At 55.0% G+C, this 15,986-nt stretch carries 11 protein-coding genes; 8 read left to right on the top strand and 3 right to left on the bottom strand.

What is annotated here, in order from left to right:
* Nucleotides 1-89: 89 nt before the first annotated feature.
* From C173_RS17650 to C173_RS17615, 8 genes are all read left to right on the top strand, one after another.
* Complete coding sequence (locus tag C173_RS17650) at nucleotides 90-1,016, top strand: ABC transporter permease (RefSeq protein WP_051478139.1); 927 nt, start codon at nucleotides 90-92, stop codon at nucleotides 1,014-1,016.
* Nucleotides 1,017-1,031: 15 nt separating this feature from the next.
* Nucleotides 1,032-1,901: a carbohydrate ABC transporter permease gene (locus C173_RS17645; RefSeq protein ID WP_036726904.1), complete on the top strand. Its 870-nt coding sequence runs from the start codon at nucleotides 1,032-1,034 to the stop codon at nucleotides 1,899-1,901.
* A gap of 42 nt (nucleotides 1,902-1,943) precedes the next feature.
* On the top strand, nucleotides 1,944-3,512 hold the full coding sequence (locus C173_RS17640) for an extracellular solute-binding protein (RefSeq protein ID WP_036726902.1): 1,569 nt from the start codon (nucleotides 1,944-1,946) through the stop codon (nucleotides 3,510-3,512).
* An 85-nt stretch (nucleotides 3,513-3,597) separates the two neighbouring features.
* Nucleotides 3,598-6,654: a CBM96 family carbohydrate-binding protein gene (locus C173_RS17635; RefSeq protein ID WP_051478133.1), complete on the top strand. Its 3,057-nt coding sequence runs from the start codon at nucleotides 3,598-3,600 to the stop codon at nucleotides 6,652-6,654.
* A 196-nt stretch (nucleotides 6,655-6,850) separates the two neighbouring features.
* The gene (locus C173_RS17630; protein WP_200869563.1) at nucleotides 6,851-7,627 is read left to right on the top strand and encodes a glucosamine-6-phosphate deaminase; all 777 of its coding nucleotides are present in this window, start codon (nucleotides 6,851-6,853) and stop codon (nucleotides 7,625-7,627) included.
* Nucleotides 7,624-8,787, top strand: a complete 1,164-nt coding sequence (locus C173_RS17625) for an N-acetylglucosamine-6-phosphate deacetylase (protein ID WP_036726896.1) — start codon at nucleotides 7,624-7,626, stop codon at nucleotides 8,785-8,787. The genes C173_RS17630 and C173_RS17625 overlap by 4 nt, the downstream gene beginning before the upstream one ends.
* A gap of 524 nt (nucleotides 8,788-9,311) precedes the next feature.
* Nucleotides 9,312-11,201, top strand: a complete 1,890-nt coding sequence (locus tag C173_RS17620) for a DUF4838 domain-containing protein (RefSeq protein ID WP_036726894.1) — start codon at nucleotides 9,312-9,314, stop codon at nucleotides 11,199-11,201.
* Nucleotides 11,202-11,231: 30 nt separating this feature from the next.
* On the top strand, nucleotides 11,232-12,803 hold the full coding sequence (locus C173_RS17615; protein ID WP_036726892.1) for a glycoside hydrolase family 3 N-terminal domain-containing protein: 1,572 nt from the start codon (nucleotides 11,232-11,234) through the stop codon (nucleotides 12,801-12,803).
* 356 nt (nucleotides 12,804-13,159) lie between these two features.
* On the opposite strand, the gene bioC is transcribed toward C173_RS17615, so the two are convergent.
* From bioC to bioF, 3 genes are read right to left on the bottom strand one after another with little or no spacing between them, the layout of a single operon-like run.
* A complete protein-coding gene (gene bioC, locus C173_RS17610) occupies nucleotides 13,160-14,020 on the bottom strand; it encodes a malonyl-ACP O-methyltransferase BioC (protein ID WP_036726890.1) in 861 nt (286 codons plus the stop codon).
* A complete protein-coding gene (locus C173_RS17605) occupies nucleotides 14,001-14,798 on the bottom strand; it encodes an alpha/beta fold hydrolase (RefSeq protein ID WP_235191936.1) in 798 nt (265 codons plus the stop codon). Before C173_RS17605 ends, bioC begins: the two co-directional genes overlap by 20 nt.
* A complete protein-coding gene (gene bioF / locus C173_RS17600) occupies nucleotides 14,795-15,973 on the bottom strand; it encodes an 8-amino-7-oxononanoate synthase (protein WP_036726884.1) in 1,179 nt (392 codons plus the stop codon). The genes C173_RS17605 and bioF overlap by 4 nt, the downstream gene beginning before the upstream one ends.
* Nucleotides 15,974-15,986: the final 13 nt, after the last annotated feature.

Genomic DNA, 15,986 nt, shown 5'->3' with positions numbered 1-15,986 from the left:
CTGACATTCCAGTGAGCTGCATCATTAAGAACAAGAGGGGAATGCCTATGGCTCAAACGAGTGTAGTACAAGACAACTTGCGAAAGGAAATGAAAGATCCTTACCGGCGTCAAGGGCGTCTGCTGCGGACCTGGAACCATAACAAAACGCTATGGCTGCTGTTCCTGCCGTGCCTGCTGTACTATCTGATTTTCCGGTATGCGCCGATGTTCGGCCTCGTCATTACGTTTAAGGATTATAATCTGTTTAAAGGAATCTGGGCCAGCGACTGGGTGGGGCTGAAGTATTACCGGATGTTTTTTGAGAATCCTGACTTTTGGCCGCTGATGAAGAACACCCTGCTCCTGGGTCTGTACAAGCTGGTGTTCGGTTTCCCTGCCCCGGTGATCCTGGCCATTCTGCTGAATGAAGTCCGTAAGGCCGCGTTCAAAAAGTTCGTGCAAACCGTCAGCTATCTGCCGCATTTCATCTCGAATGTCATTGTGGCGAGCATGGTGATTATGTTCCTGTCGCCGACAGGCGGCCTGATTAACAATCTGCTGGGCACCTTCGGGATCGGACCGATTAACTTTATGAATGAGCCGGGGATGTTCCGGGGGATCTATGTCCTCTCGGAGATCTGGCAGCATATCGGCTGGGAGACCATCATCTATCTGGCGGCATTAACGGCGATTGATCCCCAGCTCTATGAAGCAGCCGACATGGACGGGGCCAGCCGGATGCGCAAAATATGGCATGTCACGCTGCCCGGCATCTCACCGGCGATTGTCATCACGCTGATTCTGAATATCGGCAAGGTGCTGGAGATTGGCTTCGAGAAGGTGTTCCTCATGCAGAACCCGGCGATCTACGATACGGCCGACATCATCAGCACGTATGTGTACCGGGTCGGGATGGAGCAGGGGAACTTCAGCTATGGCGCTTCGATCGACCTGTTCATGGGCATCATCAGCCTGATCTTCATCTATAGCGCCAATTACATCAGCCGCCGGGTCAGCGAGACAAGTCTATGGTAGAGAAGAGGTGTGGTGATGAGATCACCGAGAATATCCTTGTTTAATATTGTCAGCACGTTCTTTCTAATGATCGTTGTGGTGATTACGCTCTATCCGTTCCTGCACATGCTGGCGGTGTCTCTGAGCAGCGATATCAATGTCATCAAGAATACGGTCTCGTTCTGGCCCAAGGGCTTCAATGTGAAGATGTACGAGCTGGTGCTTGGAGATCCGAAGATCTGGACGGCCTATAAAAACACGCTGATCTACACCGTGCTCGGCACGCTGATCTCGCTGGTGGTTACGTCTACCGGGGCCTATGCGCTCTCCCGCCGGGATATGGCGCTGCGCAAGACCTTCACGATGCTGATCGTCGTGACGATGTTCTTCAGCGGCGGGATGATCCCGACCTTCCTCGTGGTCCGCTCCCTGAATATGGTGGATACCGTATGGGGCATGGTCCTGCCGGGCGCGGTCAGCACCTGGAATCTGATTCTGATGCGCACCTTCTTCTCGGGCATTCCCAAGGAGCTGGAGGAATCCGGGCGCATCGACGGATTGAATGATATCGGGATATTCATGCGCATCATCATTCCGCTGTCGAAAGCGTCCTTCGCCACTATTGCTTTATTTTACGCAGTGGGCATGTGGAATAACTTCATCTATCCGCTCCTGTATCTGCGTACCCCGGATTTGTTCCCGCTACAGGTGCTGCTCCGCAATCTGGTGCTGGCGGGAAGCGCAAGCTCGGGGGATGTGACCGGAATCGGGGGAGACAACCAGGTCGTTGAAGAGTCGCTCAAATATGCAACGATTATGGTATCTACGCTGCCGATACTCACGGTGTATCCGTTTGTTCAGAAGTATTTTGTCAAAGGCGCCATGATCGGTGCAGTGAAGGGCTGAACCGGTCTGAACCATAACTACTACTTAAGGGAGAGATGAAGAATGAACAAATGGAAGTCTGTAATGCTGCCCCTCGCGGCAGCGGCAATCCTGGTGAGCGGCTGCAGCGGGGGCAATAACAATAATGCCTCACCTGCTGCCACAGCTGCACCGGGCGGTGAATCTGGAGCTGCCACTGCGGAAGCGAAGCAGGCCCACACCTTCACCGCACTGCTGGACAACAATGCCACCTTCCCTTATTCCAAGGACTGGCCGGTCTGGGGCTGGATCAAGGATCAGACCGGCGTCACGCTGGAGGTGCAGACACCTTCCGGGAAGCTGGCTGAAGCGTTGAACCTGGCGGTGGCTTCCAATGCGCTGCCGGATCTGATGTATATGCCCAACCGCAAGGAATCGAACAAATTCGGCCAGCAAGGCGCACTCGTAGACCTGATGGAATACATGGACAAGCTGCCGAATCTGACCGCCTGGATGAAGCAATACCCGGATGAGGCGAAGGCCGCACTCTCCGCTGACGGCAAAATGTATATGTTCCCGAACCAGGGCTTCGGAGAGACGAACCGGATGATCTGGATGTACCGCCAGGATGTTTTTGAGAAGGAGGGCATTCAGGCCCCCAAGACTTATGATGAGCTGCATACGGCTCTAAAGACGCTCAAGACGAAATACCCGGACAGCTACCCGCTGTCGCTCCGTTACGGACAGATCCCCGATGAGATGAACACGAACATGACGGTCAACTATGGAACAGGCGAAGGGGCGTACTACGATTTTGATACAAAAGAATGGCGTTATGGGCCGACAGAGGACAGCTACAAGGAAATGGTCGGCATGTGGAAGCAGTTCTACGATGAAGGGCTGATTCCGCCGGACTTCCTCTCGCTGCAGACCAAGCAGTGGCAGGACATGGTGTCTACCGGCAAGTCTTTTGTAACCGTGGATTATATCAGCCGGGTGGACTTCTTCAATAATGCGATGCGCAAGGAGAATCCTGAATTCAATATGCAGTTCTTGGCTCCTCCCGCAGGGCTTGAGGGCGGCAAACAGCTGAATCCTTACTTCCATTACATGGAGGGCGGTCTGACGGTTGCTTCGACCTCCAAGAATATCGAGGATATCATGGCGTACATGGACTTCTTCTATTCGGAGGACGGCCGGACGCTCAGCAGCTGGGGTGTGGAAGGTGAGACGTATGTGAAGGAAGGCGATACGATCAAGTTCAAGCCGGAATATACCGATGTGATTGAGATGCGGAAGCAGACGGGACTTCAGACCAGCGGAACGTATACGTGGATTGACTTCAACGCCCATCTGTCCCTGTTCTCGGATGACCTGAAGCACGCTTATGAAGAGGCTGTCAAATACGATCCGGCCAACATGCAGCCGCGTCCGGCCTTCACCGAGAAGGAGAATGAAGTCATCTCGATCACCGGACAGGCGATCAAGAAGCACCGTGATGAGAGTTTTGCCAAGTTCGTGACCGGTTCCCGTAAGCTGGCGGACTGGGATAAGTATGTCGAGGAGATTAACAATCTCGGAGTAGACAAGCTGCTCGCGACATATAAGGAAGCTTACGACCGCGTTCAGAATATTCAATTAGGCAGCAAGTAACCGGGTGCTGACCGCAGGGAAGAAACGCTGAAGCACAGGCTAGGCAATCAGGGTATTCGCTTGACCATTAAAGGAGGCGGCGCTTATGAAGCAAAGGCTGCAAGGCTTTGGTAAACGGCTTGGATGGATTCTATCGGTGCTAGGTCTGATTGTTGTACTCTCAGCAGTGGCGGTTCCGGGCACAGCCCGGGCCGCAGGCACCCTTACACTGGATGAACCGCCCGGGGGATATGTCTCCTCCGGCGGGCCGGTGGAGGTCAGCGGCACCTATACCGGACTGTATGATGTCCGGCTATATGTGAACGGGACGGCCCAGTTCGAGGCGCTGCTGGATGACCCGGACGGGGATGACAGCGGCACCTGGTCTTATACGCTCGACACCTCACGGTATAACGGTCCGGTGGAGCTGGTGGCCCGCGGGCTGGATACCACCACCCGCTACGGGGTGTGGAGTCCGTCCGTCACCCTTGAGGTGAACAACCCGGCAGGCGTTGCGCCAGTGGTGACGATTACGGGTCCGGATGAGGGCATTGCCGTGACTGGACAGGTGGCGGTCACTGTTCAGGCAGAATCGGCTACGCCGGTCTCGGGCGTGCAGGTCCGGGTGAACCGGGGACCGTGGCAGCAGGCCGCTTATAACGGCACGGAATATGTATATGCCTGGAATACGGCGGGCATCGATGACCGCACGATCAGCCTGGAGGCAAGGGCAACGAATGCGCCCGGACGTTACGGCTACAGTCCGACCGTTTATGCGCAGGTCGGTGCCGGCACGCATGAGCCGGCGGTTCCTCTGCCCGATCAGGACCGGGCGATGTGGATTTGGGAGCCGGAGAGCTATAAGCTGCTGCTGAATCCGGGATCGCGGGAGGTGCTGGAGTCCTTCGTTACGGACACCGCAACCTTCGGATCAGAGCCGGTGACGACGCTGTATCTGGCTGTGGGCAACTACGCGGGCTACCGGGCGCTGGAGGAGCAGGAGGATGAGCTGCGCTCCTTCATGCGCTGGGCGCATGCGCGGAATTTAAGCGTCCATGCCCTTGTCGCAGGCGGAACCTCCCCGGCTTATATGGGTGCTTATGAGCGCTACCATAGTCATGCCGTACGGGAGATCGAGCAGATTATCAACTACAATCTTGCGGTGGATGCGGATGAGAAGTTCGATGGAATCAATGTGGACATCGAGCCGTATATCTCCCCGGACTTCAAAGATCCAAGCAAGTTCCTGCAAAAGGAGTATCTGGATGGTCTCCAAAAAATGATTGACCGCCGGGATACAGCCGGTATCCAGCTGCCCTTCGGCCCTGCTGTCCCTAAATGGTATGATTCCTCCGAGCAGGGGGCGAATATCCAGTGGAACGGCACGACGAAATGGCTGTCCGAGCATATCCAGGATATCTCCGATTATATCTCGATCATGGATTACCGGGATTCCGCTGAAGGAACGGCCGGTATCATTGCCGGAGCAGCCGGTGAGCTGACCTATGCCGAGGCCATCGGCAAGCCGAATTCCGTAGTCATCGGGGTGGAGACGCTGGATATTGCGAACAGCGGTGACCCGGAGACAATTACCTTCCAGGAGGAGGGCCGCTCCCATATGGAAGCCGAGCTGGACAAGGTCTATGCTGCTTCCGGACTTAGCAGCGCCTTCGGCGGGATCGCTGTTCATCACTATGATTCCTACCGGGCATTGCCTTCCTATTGGGGACCGGGCGGCGTTTTCTGGACAGCGCCGGAAGACCATGAAGCGCCGTCTGCTCCTGCGGGCACACCGTCCGCTGTTGCCAGCGACTATCAGAGCATAAGGCTGAATTACGGAATGGCTACTGACAACTTAGAGGTTGACCGCTACATCATCTACCGCAGCACAGTATCCGGCTTCACGCCAACCTCTGCGGATATCGCCGGTCTTGCCCGGGGCCTGAATTATCAGGACAAGGGACTGCTCCCGGAGACGACTTATTATTACCGTATCGCCGCCCGCGATCTGGCGGGTAATATCGGGCCGCTCTCCAGCGAAGTGTCTGCGGTCACCGGTAGCACAGCGCTGAAGCCGATGATCGTGACAGATATGCAGCTATCATATACTGGAACCGCTGCGGCAGCTTCCATGAAAGTGCGTGACTATACCACAGGGGCGGTACTCGCAGGGACCGCTATAGAAGGCCGGTTCACCTATTCGGCAGGCCGTTACGCGGCGGCTGTTACAGGAGCGGATGGACGGGCTGCCTTCACTTCAGAGGCGATTGCCCAGAACCTTCAGGCCGGGTTCGAGCCGAGAAGAGTTCAGGCTGCCGGATATTATTATGCCAGCGCCCATGACCTTCCGCACACCACCGCGCTGCTGCCGCATGGCGGGCTTAGCGGATTAACGTTGTCGGCAGGAGTATGGGACAAGCCTTTTACTGCAAGTGACAAAGCCTATATCGTAACAGTCAACAGCAATGTAACTTCGCTGCAGGTCACACCGGTTACCGCCAAGGCCTCGGATGCGGTGCTTGTAAATGGAATGCCAGTGGCAACGGGAACAGCCGCATCCGTTACGATCGGTTCAGAGCCTACGGATGTGTCAGTCCTGGTGTACCATGAAGATGGAACCGCAGATCTCTATCTGCTGAATATCGAGAGAAGTGCTCCGGCAGATCCGGTGATCCCATTGACCATGGATGCCTATGTCCATGAACATCAGCCCTCGACTAATTTCGGGCAGGAGCCTGTGCTGGAGATCGCCGATCTGCCGAACGCACAGGGCGGAGGGGACCGTATCGCCTTCATGAAGGCAGAGCTGAATCTCTCCGGGACGGCGGTGCAGTCCGTAACCCTTAACGTGTATGTCACGGCTGCCCCGGCTGCCCCGGTTACACTTGCACTAAAGGGCTACACCGGAGCGCAATGGACCGAGAGCGGCATCACCTGGAATAACCGGCCCGTCAGCGGCGGAACGAATCTCGGAACGGTCCGGGTCACCGGGGCCGGCTGGTATAGCGCGGATGTGACCGCTTATGTTGTCGCGGCAGCGGCGGCTGGACTTACACCGACCTTTCAGTGGAGCGACCCTAATACCACGGGAATCGTTGTAACGCTGGCCAGTTCTGAGAATTCGGATAACAAGCCATACTTGATGGTGAGTAGCGGGTTGTAACCGAGTGGATGCGCTAGACAGAGCGTGACAGGAAGAGTAGAACTGGATGAGTTTAAGTGAAAGAGAGTAACGAGAAGATCGTAATTGGAAGAGTGTAACTGGATGAGTGTAACTGGATGAGTGTAACTGGATGAGTGTAACAAGCAGGGGCGGCCCCCGCCCCTGCCACACCCCAATAAGGAGGGATGACGTAGCTATGAATGATAGTATGGCTCCGGCAGAGGAGCATCAGGTGGAGCGTATGCGCGTTCTGGTCTATAACCAGCGCAGCGAGATGGGTGCTGCAGCGGCAGGAGCAGTTGGGCAGCGAATCAGAGACTTGCAGGGGAAGTCCCAGGCTCCGGTCCGCATCGTATTTGCCGCAGCTCCGTCACAGAATGAGCTGTATGAGGGACTGGTGCGGGAGCAGGGGATTGACTGGTCCCGGGTGCACGCTTTTCATATGGATGAATATATCGGTCTTCCGTCAGAGGCTCCCCAGCGATTCGGGAACTACTTGCAGGAACGGTTGTTCAGCAGGGTGAATCCCGGACGAATCGAGCTGCTGGGCCGGACAGGAAGTATTGATGAGGAGTGCCGGAGATATGCGGCGCTGCTGAATGAAGCCCCTATTGATATCGTCTGCCTCGGCATCGGGGAGAACGGGCATATTGCGTTCAATGATCCGCCTGTAGCCGATTTCGCCGATCCGCTGCTTGTTAAAGCGGTTGAATTGGATGAAGCCTGCCGGACGCAGCAGGTGAATGACGGCTGCTTCGCCACGCTGGACGATGTCCCTACTCATGCGCTGACGCTGACCGTGCCCGCCTTGATGGCAGGTCATCATCTGTTCGCCATTGTTCCCGGCAAAGCCAAGCGGGCTGCGCTGCAGGCTGCGCTTCATGGCCCGCTCAGCACTGCGTGCCCGGCGAGCCTACTGCGGACCCATCCCGCCATTACACTGTTTACCGACCGGGATGCCTTCGGCTCATGAACGGTGTGATCTCGGGAAGACATTACAGAACCGGCCTGCCGCTCGAGGTCCACGTTAACGGTGGCGTCATTGAAGCGGTTCATACCCTGGCCGAGAGTCCGCATATGGCCGATTGGCCCTGGCTTGCGCCGGGGCTGGTTGATTTGCAGGTGAACGGCGGCTGGGGGCTTGACTTCAATACGCTGCCGCTTGCACCGGAGACCGTGGCTGGACTCTCTCGCCGCCTGCTGGCCCGGGGAGTTACCTCGTATTGTCCTACCCTGATTACGAACGGGTCGGACCAGCTCGTCCAGGCAGCATCCGTGATTGCTGAAGCCGTGCGGACACAGCCGGATATCGCCGGGCTGATTGCAGGCATTCATCTGGAGGGGCCCTTCCTGTCCCCGGAGGACGGTCCGCGCGGGGCGCATCCCCTGGAGCATATCTGCCCGCCCGATTGGGAGGCCTTCTGCCGCTGGCAGGAGGCGGCGGCGGGGCTGATCCGGATCATTACCGTGTCGCCCGAATGGCCGGGAGCCACAGCCTTCATCTCCAGATGCACCGCTTCCGGCGTGAGGGTCTCCATCGGACATACGGCGGCCTCACCGGAGCAGATCCGGCAAGCAGTGGCTGCAGGGGCGGTGATGTCTACTCATCTGGGCAACGGTACGCATCTTACTCTGCCGCGCCATCCTCACTATCTGTGGGAGCAACTAGCTGCCGATGAGCTGTACGGCTGCATGATTGCCGACGGCTGCCATCTGCCGGATACGCTGCTGAAGGTGATTCTGCGGGTGAAGCAGAGCCAGGCGATTCTGGTCAGCGATGCCGTCTCGCTGAGCGGCATGGCGCCGGGCGCTTACCGGCTGCATATCGGCGGCGACGTGGTGCTGACGCCGGAGGGACGGCTGCATCTGGCCGGCCATCCACGGCTGCTGGCCGGATCAGTCATGATGCTGGCGGACCAGGTGACCTACCTGGCCCGGGCCGGGCTGGCACCGCTGGAGGACGCCATCGACTGCGCCTCACTTCACCCGGCCCAGCTGCTGGGGCTCCCGCAGGCTGCCGGACTTACCGCAGGTAGGCCTGCGGATCTGATCGGCTTCCGCAGGAACGGCGTAGCCATGGATATTCAGGCGGTATGGAAGAACGGCCGGATTACAGCGGCCAAGAAGGACTAGGAGAGTAACAGAATTAAAGAACTGACTCCATTTCATTAACGCGATAGGGTAGGACGTTGCGTTCGTGCCGAACAATCAGAGATAAATGTAATGGAGTGGCCATAATGAGGCCATCCGTCCCAATGTAGTCGAAAAACCGATTACATTTGGAACGGAGACGGCGAGTGGGCCCAAAATAGTCGAAAAACCGATCACATTGCCACCGGGGACGGTGCGGAGGCCCAATATAGTCGAAAAACCGATTACATTTGGAACGGAGACGGCGAGTGGGCCCAATATAGTCGAAAAACCGATCACATTGCGACCGGGGACGGTGCGGAGGCCCAATATAGTCGAAAAACCGATTACATTTGGAACGGAGACGGCGAGTGGGCCCAATATAGTCGAAAAACCGATTACATTCGGACCGGGGACGGCGAGTGGGCCAAATGTAGTCGAAAAACCGAACACAATAATAGGCGGTTTCGTCCTTACTGATCCAATCCATAAATTTAAACCTGACGATGTACTAGGAGGAGAGAGCGATGCTTAGCTTAATACCCGAGCCGAAGCAGGTAAGGTTGACAGAGAAGGAGCCATGGCGGGCCGGCGGGGAAGTCCGTTTGCGGTTGGCCATGGAAGTGGAAGATCCCCGGCTGGTGCTTCATTGCCGGCGGGCTTTTCCCGGCAGGGAAGTCACCGCCGTCGTCTCGGGAGCAGGCGAGGGATACTCGCTGCTGATTGAGGAGATTGTGAGAATCGAGGGAACGGAGGAGACTGAGAGCACTTCAGCGCAGGCAGTGCCTGGAGAAGCGGGACCGACTAACGGCCGGGCTTCGGCTGCTGATCCTGATGAGACAGAACTGTCCCCACTGAAGGGCCGGGCGGAAAGCTACCTTCTGGACGTTAGCGCAAACGGAGCTGTAATCCGCGCACTCGACGCCCCCGGACTCTATTACGGCTTGCAGACGCTGCTGCAATTGCAGAGCCTGCACGGCGACGGCAGTATTCCGGCGATGTCCATTACGGACTGGCCCGATACAGAGCTTCGGGTGATGAATTTCGATCTGCGCCAGACCTTCTCGAAGCCGGAGCGGCTGATCGAATATCTGGCTGAATTCTCCAGCTACAAGACGAACGCGGTGCTCATTGAATACGAGGACAAGTTCCCATTCCAGACGCACGGGGAATTCGCTCATCCGCAGCACGCGCTTAGCCGGGAAGAGCTGGAGGCGCTCCAGGCTGCGGCCCAGGAGCATTATATCGAGATTATTCCGCTGCAGCAGAGCTTCGGCCATCTGGAGTATGTGCTGCGCCATGACGCCTGGAAGCATCTACGGGAGACAGAGGAATCTACTGGCGAGATCTGCCCGTCCCATCCGCAGACCTATGAACTGATTACAAGCTTGCTGGCGGAGATGATGGATGCCCATCCTGAATCACGTTATATTCATCTGGGTTGTGACGAGGTGTACAGCCTGTGCGAATGTGAAGCGTGCCGGAAGGAATTCGGCGGCGTACGGGAACGGGCCTTCATCTCCTTCCTGAACCGCCTGATCGAATTCACAGCCAGCCGGGGACGGCAGCCCATCTTCTGGCATGACATGCTGGACAAATGCCCGCCCGAAGAGCTGGCGAAGCTTGATCCGCGCAGTGCAGCAATGATCTGGATCTATAACGGCCGCAACATACAAGCGGAGGTTACTTCCCTGACCCATAAGTTCAGAGCGCTCGGCATTGAGGTGATGGGTGCACCTGCGGTCCGCAGCTTCGACTGGGCGGAGCATCAGAACTACCCGGTCATTGATAACCGGACCGACAATCTGCTGCAGTGGGCAGAGACAGCTGAGAAGCTGGATATCCGCTGTATGGTCGCTACGAACTGGACCGGGCCGTTCAGCCTTGGCGTTCCTTATGGCGTATTCGAGACCACCTGGTATCCGATGCTGCTTCATGCCGATCTCGCCTGGAACCGGCGGGCAGATGCTGGTACGTTCATCGACCGCTTCCTGGAGCTGTTCCATGGTATAACTCCAGAGACAGGTCATGCGCGGCTGGGGAATTACCAATTAGAGGATTACTACGATATCATCTGGAAGCTGCGGGAGGAGGTGCAGCGGAATCACGGCTACGCTGAGCTGATCGCGATCATGCATGATTTCGAGGTGGCCACCGACCGCTCCAGGGCGATCCATAAGTATGCCTACCGCTGGGAGCTGTACCCGGGCGACAGCGCGGAATGGCGTTCTTTGCTGAACAATTACACCCGTAACCATAACGGACGCGAAGCGGTCCGGCCCCGGATGCTGGAGGCGCTTCTGCAATACCAGCCCCGCGATATGGCCGAGCATTTCGTGAGATCCCGGTTCTATCTGCATGATTATCTGGAACGGACGCTCTATCAGGAGCTGGGTCTTGTCCATAGCGAGGGTTAGCAAACAAACCGACAGGAGGATGGAACAGTTATGCAGCTGAATGAAGTGAAATCACCACAAGCTCCGGCAGCCATGAGTCTTGAGGACAAAATTTCCCTGATGTGTGTGGTCGGAACCCCCTCCACAGCAGCAGAGCCTGACTTCCGTGAACGGATGTCTCAGAACCGGTTCGGCGGGATTGGCCTGTTCCCTCATAATGTGAAGGATGAGCAGCAGACGCTGAAGCTGATGGCGGAGGTTCAGGCCATTGCCGGAGACTCCGGCATTCCGCAGCCTTACTATGTGTCGATCGATGAGGAGGGAGGCACGCTCTCCAAGTTCAAGACCTTCTATCCTTACATCCCAGGCAACCGTGCTGCCGGATTAAGCCTGGATGCTGAGACCGCCTATCTCCAGGGTAAAATCATCGGCAGCCAGCTCCACGCGCTGGGCATCCCGATGAACTGGGCGCCAGTGCTGGATGTGAATACGAATATTGACAATCCGGTTGTCGGGGTGCGCTCTTTCGGCGAAGACCCTGAAGTCGTAGCCGCCTTCGGCAAGGCTTATATTCAGGGGATGCACGAGACAGGTGTAGCGGTAACGGCCAAGCATTTCCCCGGCCATGGACAGGTCAGCGGCGATTCCCATGTCGTCCTCCCCGAGTGTGAACTGACGCTGGAGGAATTAATGAACGGGCCGCTGTTGCCATTTATCGCTGCCATCGAAGCCGGGACCGATTCAATCATGATGGGACATCTCGTATTTCCTAACATTCCCGAGTCGGCAGGACTGCCTGCTTCACTGAGCCCCTTCTTTGCCGGAGACTTACTGCGCAGCAGGCTGGGCTTCGAGGGTATCATCTGCACCGATGACATCGAGATGGGCGCGATCAAGAAGAATTTCAACCCGGATGAGGTGGGCGTACTGGCCGTGCTGGCCGGCAACGACATGATTCTGATGTGTCATACGCCGGAATTCCAGGAGCGGGTCATGGCCGGCATCCGTAAGGCTGTATTGGATGGTGACATCGCTGAATCCAGAATAGATGAATCGGTCAACCGCATCCTCCGCCTCTATGCGAAATTCCGGCAATACCGGGCGGCGGCCCGGCCCATTCCGCGCGAAGGATGGAATGAGGCGACCCTACAATATGCGCGCCGCACGGTCAAGATCAGCCGCGATCCGCAGCAATTGCTGCCACTGTCTCCATCGCGCCCATATATGCTGATCTTGCCGCGCCAGGAGCAGCTTACGATTGCCGACAACTCCGGCGGCCAGACAATCGTTTTGGCTGCGATGCTGGAAGCAGAGGGCTTGTCCGTACAGTTGCAATACTGCAGCATGAAGCCCGAAGCCGCTGAAATCGCGGCCTTATGTGCACAGGCTGCCGGTCATGTAGTAATTCAGGGAACACTGAATGCCCATCTGTTCCGGGGACAGCTCGAACTTGCGGCACAGCTTGCCGATGCCGGACCGCTGCTGAACCTGGTGTTACGCAACCCTTATGACGATGCTTACCTGCCGCAGAGTGCCGGCAGCATTCTGCTATGCTCCACCTCAGATTATTCACTTAAGGCGCTGGTAGAAGTGCTTATACAGGGAACGGAAGCAGCCGTTTGAGACTATTACAGCATCAGATTTAAATCTGTTTATAGAGACTGACTCTCAGAGGTTCGGTGAAACGAAACCACATCAACCGGCAGAGGGACTCAACGATAGCTGTAGAATGTACAAATGAAACTCCCCGCAGCTTGCTGCGGGGTATCTTTCTTAGCTGGAGAGTTCGCTTCGCGCACCTAGAAAAACGTCGAAAAACGTCAATTGCTCTCCTTCTGTTTTTTCGTGCAACTTTACGTATTCGTCCATAATCCCTTGCTTCTTCACATAATGTCTTATGGTTGCTCCACTTCCAAACAATGTTCTAGACTGGGCTGCCGTATTGAGCTGTTGTTATCAGTTAAAGAGCTTATCTTAATCTACCTATCGGTTAATGCTTGGATCAATAGAAGATCATAACTGGCAGCAACGCCTCCCTGTACGCTGAACTTCCCCTCGTATTCCTTATACATGTTGGTGAACAGGCGTCGCGAACTGAGTCCACCCATAGTAACAGCCTCTGAAGTGCTGGCTCCCATCGCTTTTACCGAGTGAAGAAAGTCTCTTGCTGAAGCATACTTTTCAGTCTGAATCGAGCGTTCATATTGGATATTTGTGAACCCTGATTCCTTCATCAAGTTAGTCCATTGGTCTGTCGATCGAAAAGTCAGTCCGTGACGCTGCGGTTCTAATCCACTTGCTCGATAAACTTCATTAAAAGCCCTATGCATTTCGTAGAAAGTATCAGGCCCGAATGTCGTGAATATTAGCATGCCTCCAGGTCGAAGCATCCTCCGAAGTTGACCAATTGTTTGCCTAGGATTGCTCAGCCATTGAAAGCAGGCGTTGGAGACGATGAGATCAAACGAAGCTGTCGGAGCTTCTGGCGCCCACATTTCAACATCAGCATGAAGAAGGCGTAAACGATCCGATGTAATTTTCCCAATAATGTTCGCTTCAGCTGAAAGGACACGTTGTTCAGCCAATTTGATCATCGCGGGCGCAATATCAAGTGCAGTAATACTCGCACTGGGCCATTCATTTATTAGAATCTCTGTCAGTGTCCCCGTGCCGCAGCCGATCTCAAGAATATTGAGACCGGCTACGTTACCTTTGTTCTTCCACCCTATGAAAGAACCTGCAAGGCGATCTGACATTATACGCTGAACTTGAGCGTGAGCGTCATACGAATTTGCACTTCGGTTAAATTGACGTCGAATATTACTTATCCTGCTGCTCATGCCACCATCTCCTCAGTTCATCAGCTATATGATCTTCCTTTCCCAAGAACGGGGCATGCCCGCAGGCAGGTATCGTGAATAACTTTGCTTTAGGTAACTGGGCAATAAGCTCCGTTGCGGCGCCGTAAGGACAAATACTATCCTCAGTCCCGTGCACAAGAAATACCGGACAAGTGATGCTTTTCAGTTGAGACAAGCAATCCTCGTTGCGCAAAATCTGAAGACCTGCGATTAGCGCTGGAGTTGTCCAACTACCTATTGGGGGAAGGCTTTCGCCTATATCGGCCTCCCTTTCTGCCTCCGTAAACATGAGCTGCCGGAAATTTGTTTCAACGGCTTGTCGATCCTTTTCAATCCCAGTAATCATCTTCCTAACGTATGTATCTACCCAACCGAGGTCAATCTCTTCTTTTAAACGAGTAAATCGAGCCGTTGCAGCGAACAACAAAAGGCCATCAGCGAACCCTTTGGACGCTAGTTTCAGAGCAAGTAAACCTCCGAGAGACCAACCTCCGATCAACAGCGGACCGCAGGAAGCCCTTGTCCTACAAGCCGCTCCATCCAAATTCAGAACATTTTTAGCTGCTATTTCAATTTGGATCAATATTTTCTCTGGAGTATCAGTATTACTGTAATCTACAGAAACATGATGAAAATCAGGCAGCAACTCACGAAGCCGATCGAAAACAGCGTCCGGCATACTCCATCCGCACAACCATAAAATGGTGCCGCTTGTCTGCGTCTGAATTTTAACTGAATCAATATCCAATGCAATCATGAACTCAACACCCCTAGTCGAAGGCCGATGTTGTGGATGCGTGCGACTGCATTGGTCAACTCCTTATCCGTGTGAACGGCTGACAAGGAGAAGCGAATGCGCGCTGTGCCATCAGGAACAGTAGGCGGACGGATGGCAACCGCTAGGACCCCCTCTTCTTCAAGAGCTCCACTGAACCGTAAGGCCGCATCGTTATCGCCTACGATCAAAGGTACAATTGGCGAGTCGCTGGCACCGATGTTAAACCCGGCGTCACAAAGCGAGGACCGAAATAACCTGCTTGCCGCATAAAGCCTTTCCCGACGCCAGTTTTCCTCTTGCACCAAAGCTAACGCCTTTGAAATACCAGCTACGATAGAAGGAGGCAGCGCTGTTGAATATATGAGTGGTCTAGCCTTGTTCACCAGCCATCGAATTAGCGTGCGGCTGCCACAGATATAAGCGCCGTAGACACCGAACGATTTGCTGAATGTTCCCATATGAATATCAACATCATTTTGCAACCCAAGTTCATGGCATAATCCCTCGCCTCGCCCCCCGTATATCCCCCCACTATGTGCCTCATCCACCATAAGCATCGCCCCGTATTCGCGTTTGAGCGAAAGGAGTTCATGTAAGCGCGCCTGGTCGCCATCCATGGAGAAAACAGCATCTGTAACAATCAGCTTACGCCGTTTATCACGATACTTATTCAATAGTGTACGCAAATGTTCCATATCGTTATGACGGTACCGAGCATGCTCCGCACGGCTCAATACAATGCCGTCCACAATGCTTGCATGGTTCAACTGATCGCTGAAAACAACATCTCCTCGGCCTATTAGCGCACTAATTACCCCAGAATTAGCCATATAGCCATTTGCAAATACTAACGCTGCTTCGCAGTTCTTCCAATCGGCCAGTGACTCTTCAAGACGAACATAAGGCAACCGGTTACCTGTTACTAGGCGTGAAGCTCCTGAGCCAGCTGCTTCCGTGAGCAGAGCCTCGCGCATTACTTCCATTATGGCAGGATGCTGGGAGAGTCCAAGATAGTCATTGGAGGACAAGTTGAGTAACACTTGTTCTCCACGCACCGTATAGCCAGGAGATCCTGATACTGAACTACTTGCACGCAAGGAACGCTCCAACGAAGCATCAGACAATAATTCAAGTTCTTTTTCCATCCAGTTCATGATCGACACCGCC

It is taken from the genome of Paenibacillus sp. FSL R7-277 (genome assembly GCF_000517965.1).
GTDB lineage: Bacteria > Bacillota > Bacilli > Paenibacillales > Paenibacillaceae > Paenibacillus_AQ > Paenibacillus_AQ silagei.
The sequence above is the reverse complement of the archived record's forward strand: the minus strand, read 5'-3'. Positions and strand labels throughout refer to the sequence as shown.

Coding starts and splice junctions, on each gene's coding strand:
- C173_RS17640 (WP_036726902.1), top strand. CDS start 1,944: ATGAACAAATGGAAGTCTGTAATGCTGCCCCTCGCGGCAGCGGCAATC.
- C173_RS17650 (WP_051478139.1), top strand. CDS start 90: ATGAAAGATCCTTACCGGCGTCAAGGGCGTCTGCTGCGGACCTGGAAC.
- C173_RS17645 (WP_036726904.1), top strand. CDS start 1,032: ATGAGATCACCGAGAATATCCTTGTTTAATATTGTCAGCACGTTCTTT.
- C173_RS17630 (WP_200869563.1), top strand. CDS start 6,851: ATGAATGATAGTATGGCTCCGGCAGAGGAGCATCAGGTGGAGCGTATG.
- bioF (WP_036726884.1), bottom strand. CDS start 15,973: ATGAACTGGATGGAAAAAGAACTTGAATTATTGTCTGATGCTTCGTTG.
- C173_RS17620 (WP_036726894.1), top strand. CDS start 9,312: ATGCTTAGCTTAATACCCGAGCCGAAGCAGGTAAGGTTGACAGAGAAG.
- bioC (WP_036726890.1), bottom strand. CDS start 14,020: ATGAGCAGCAGGATAAGTAATATTCGACGTCAATTTAACCGAAGTGCA.
- C173_RS17615 (WP_036726892.1), top strand. CDS start 11,232: ATGCAGCTGAATGAAGTGAAATCACCACAAGCTCCGGCAGCCATGAGT.
- C173_RS17635 (WP_051478133.1), top strand. CDS start 3,598: ATGAAGCAAAGGCTGCAAGGCTTTGGTAAACGGCTTGGATGGATTCTA.
- C173_RS17605 (WP_235191936.1), bottom strand. CDS start 14,798: ATGATTGCATTGGATATTGATTCAGTTAAAATTCAGACGCAGACAAGC.
- C173_RS17625 (WP_036726896.1), top strand. CDS start 7,624: ATGAACGGTGTGATCTCGGGAAGACATTACAGAACCGGCCTGCCGCTC.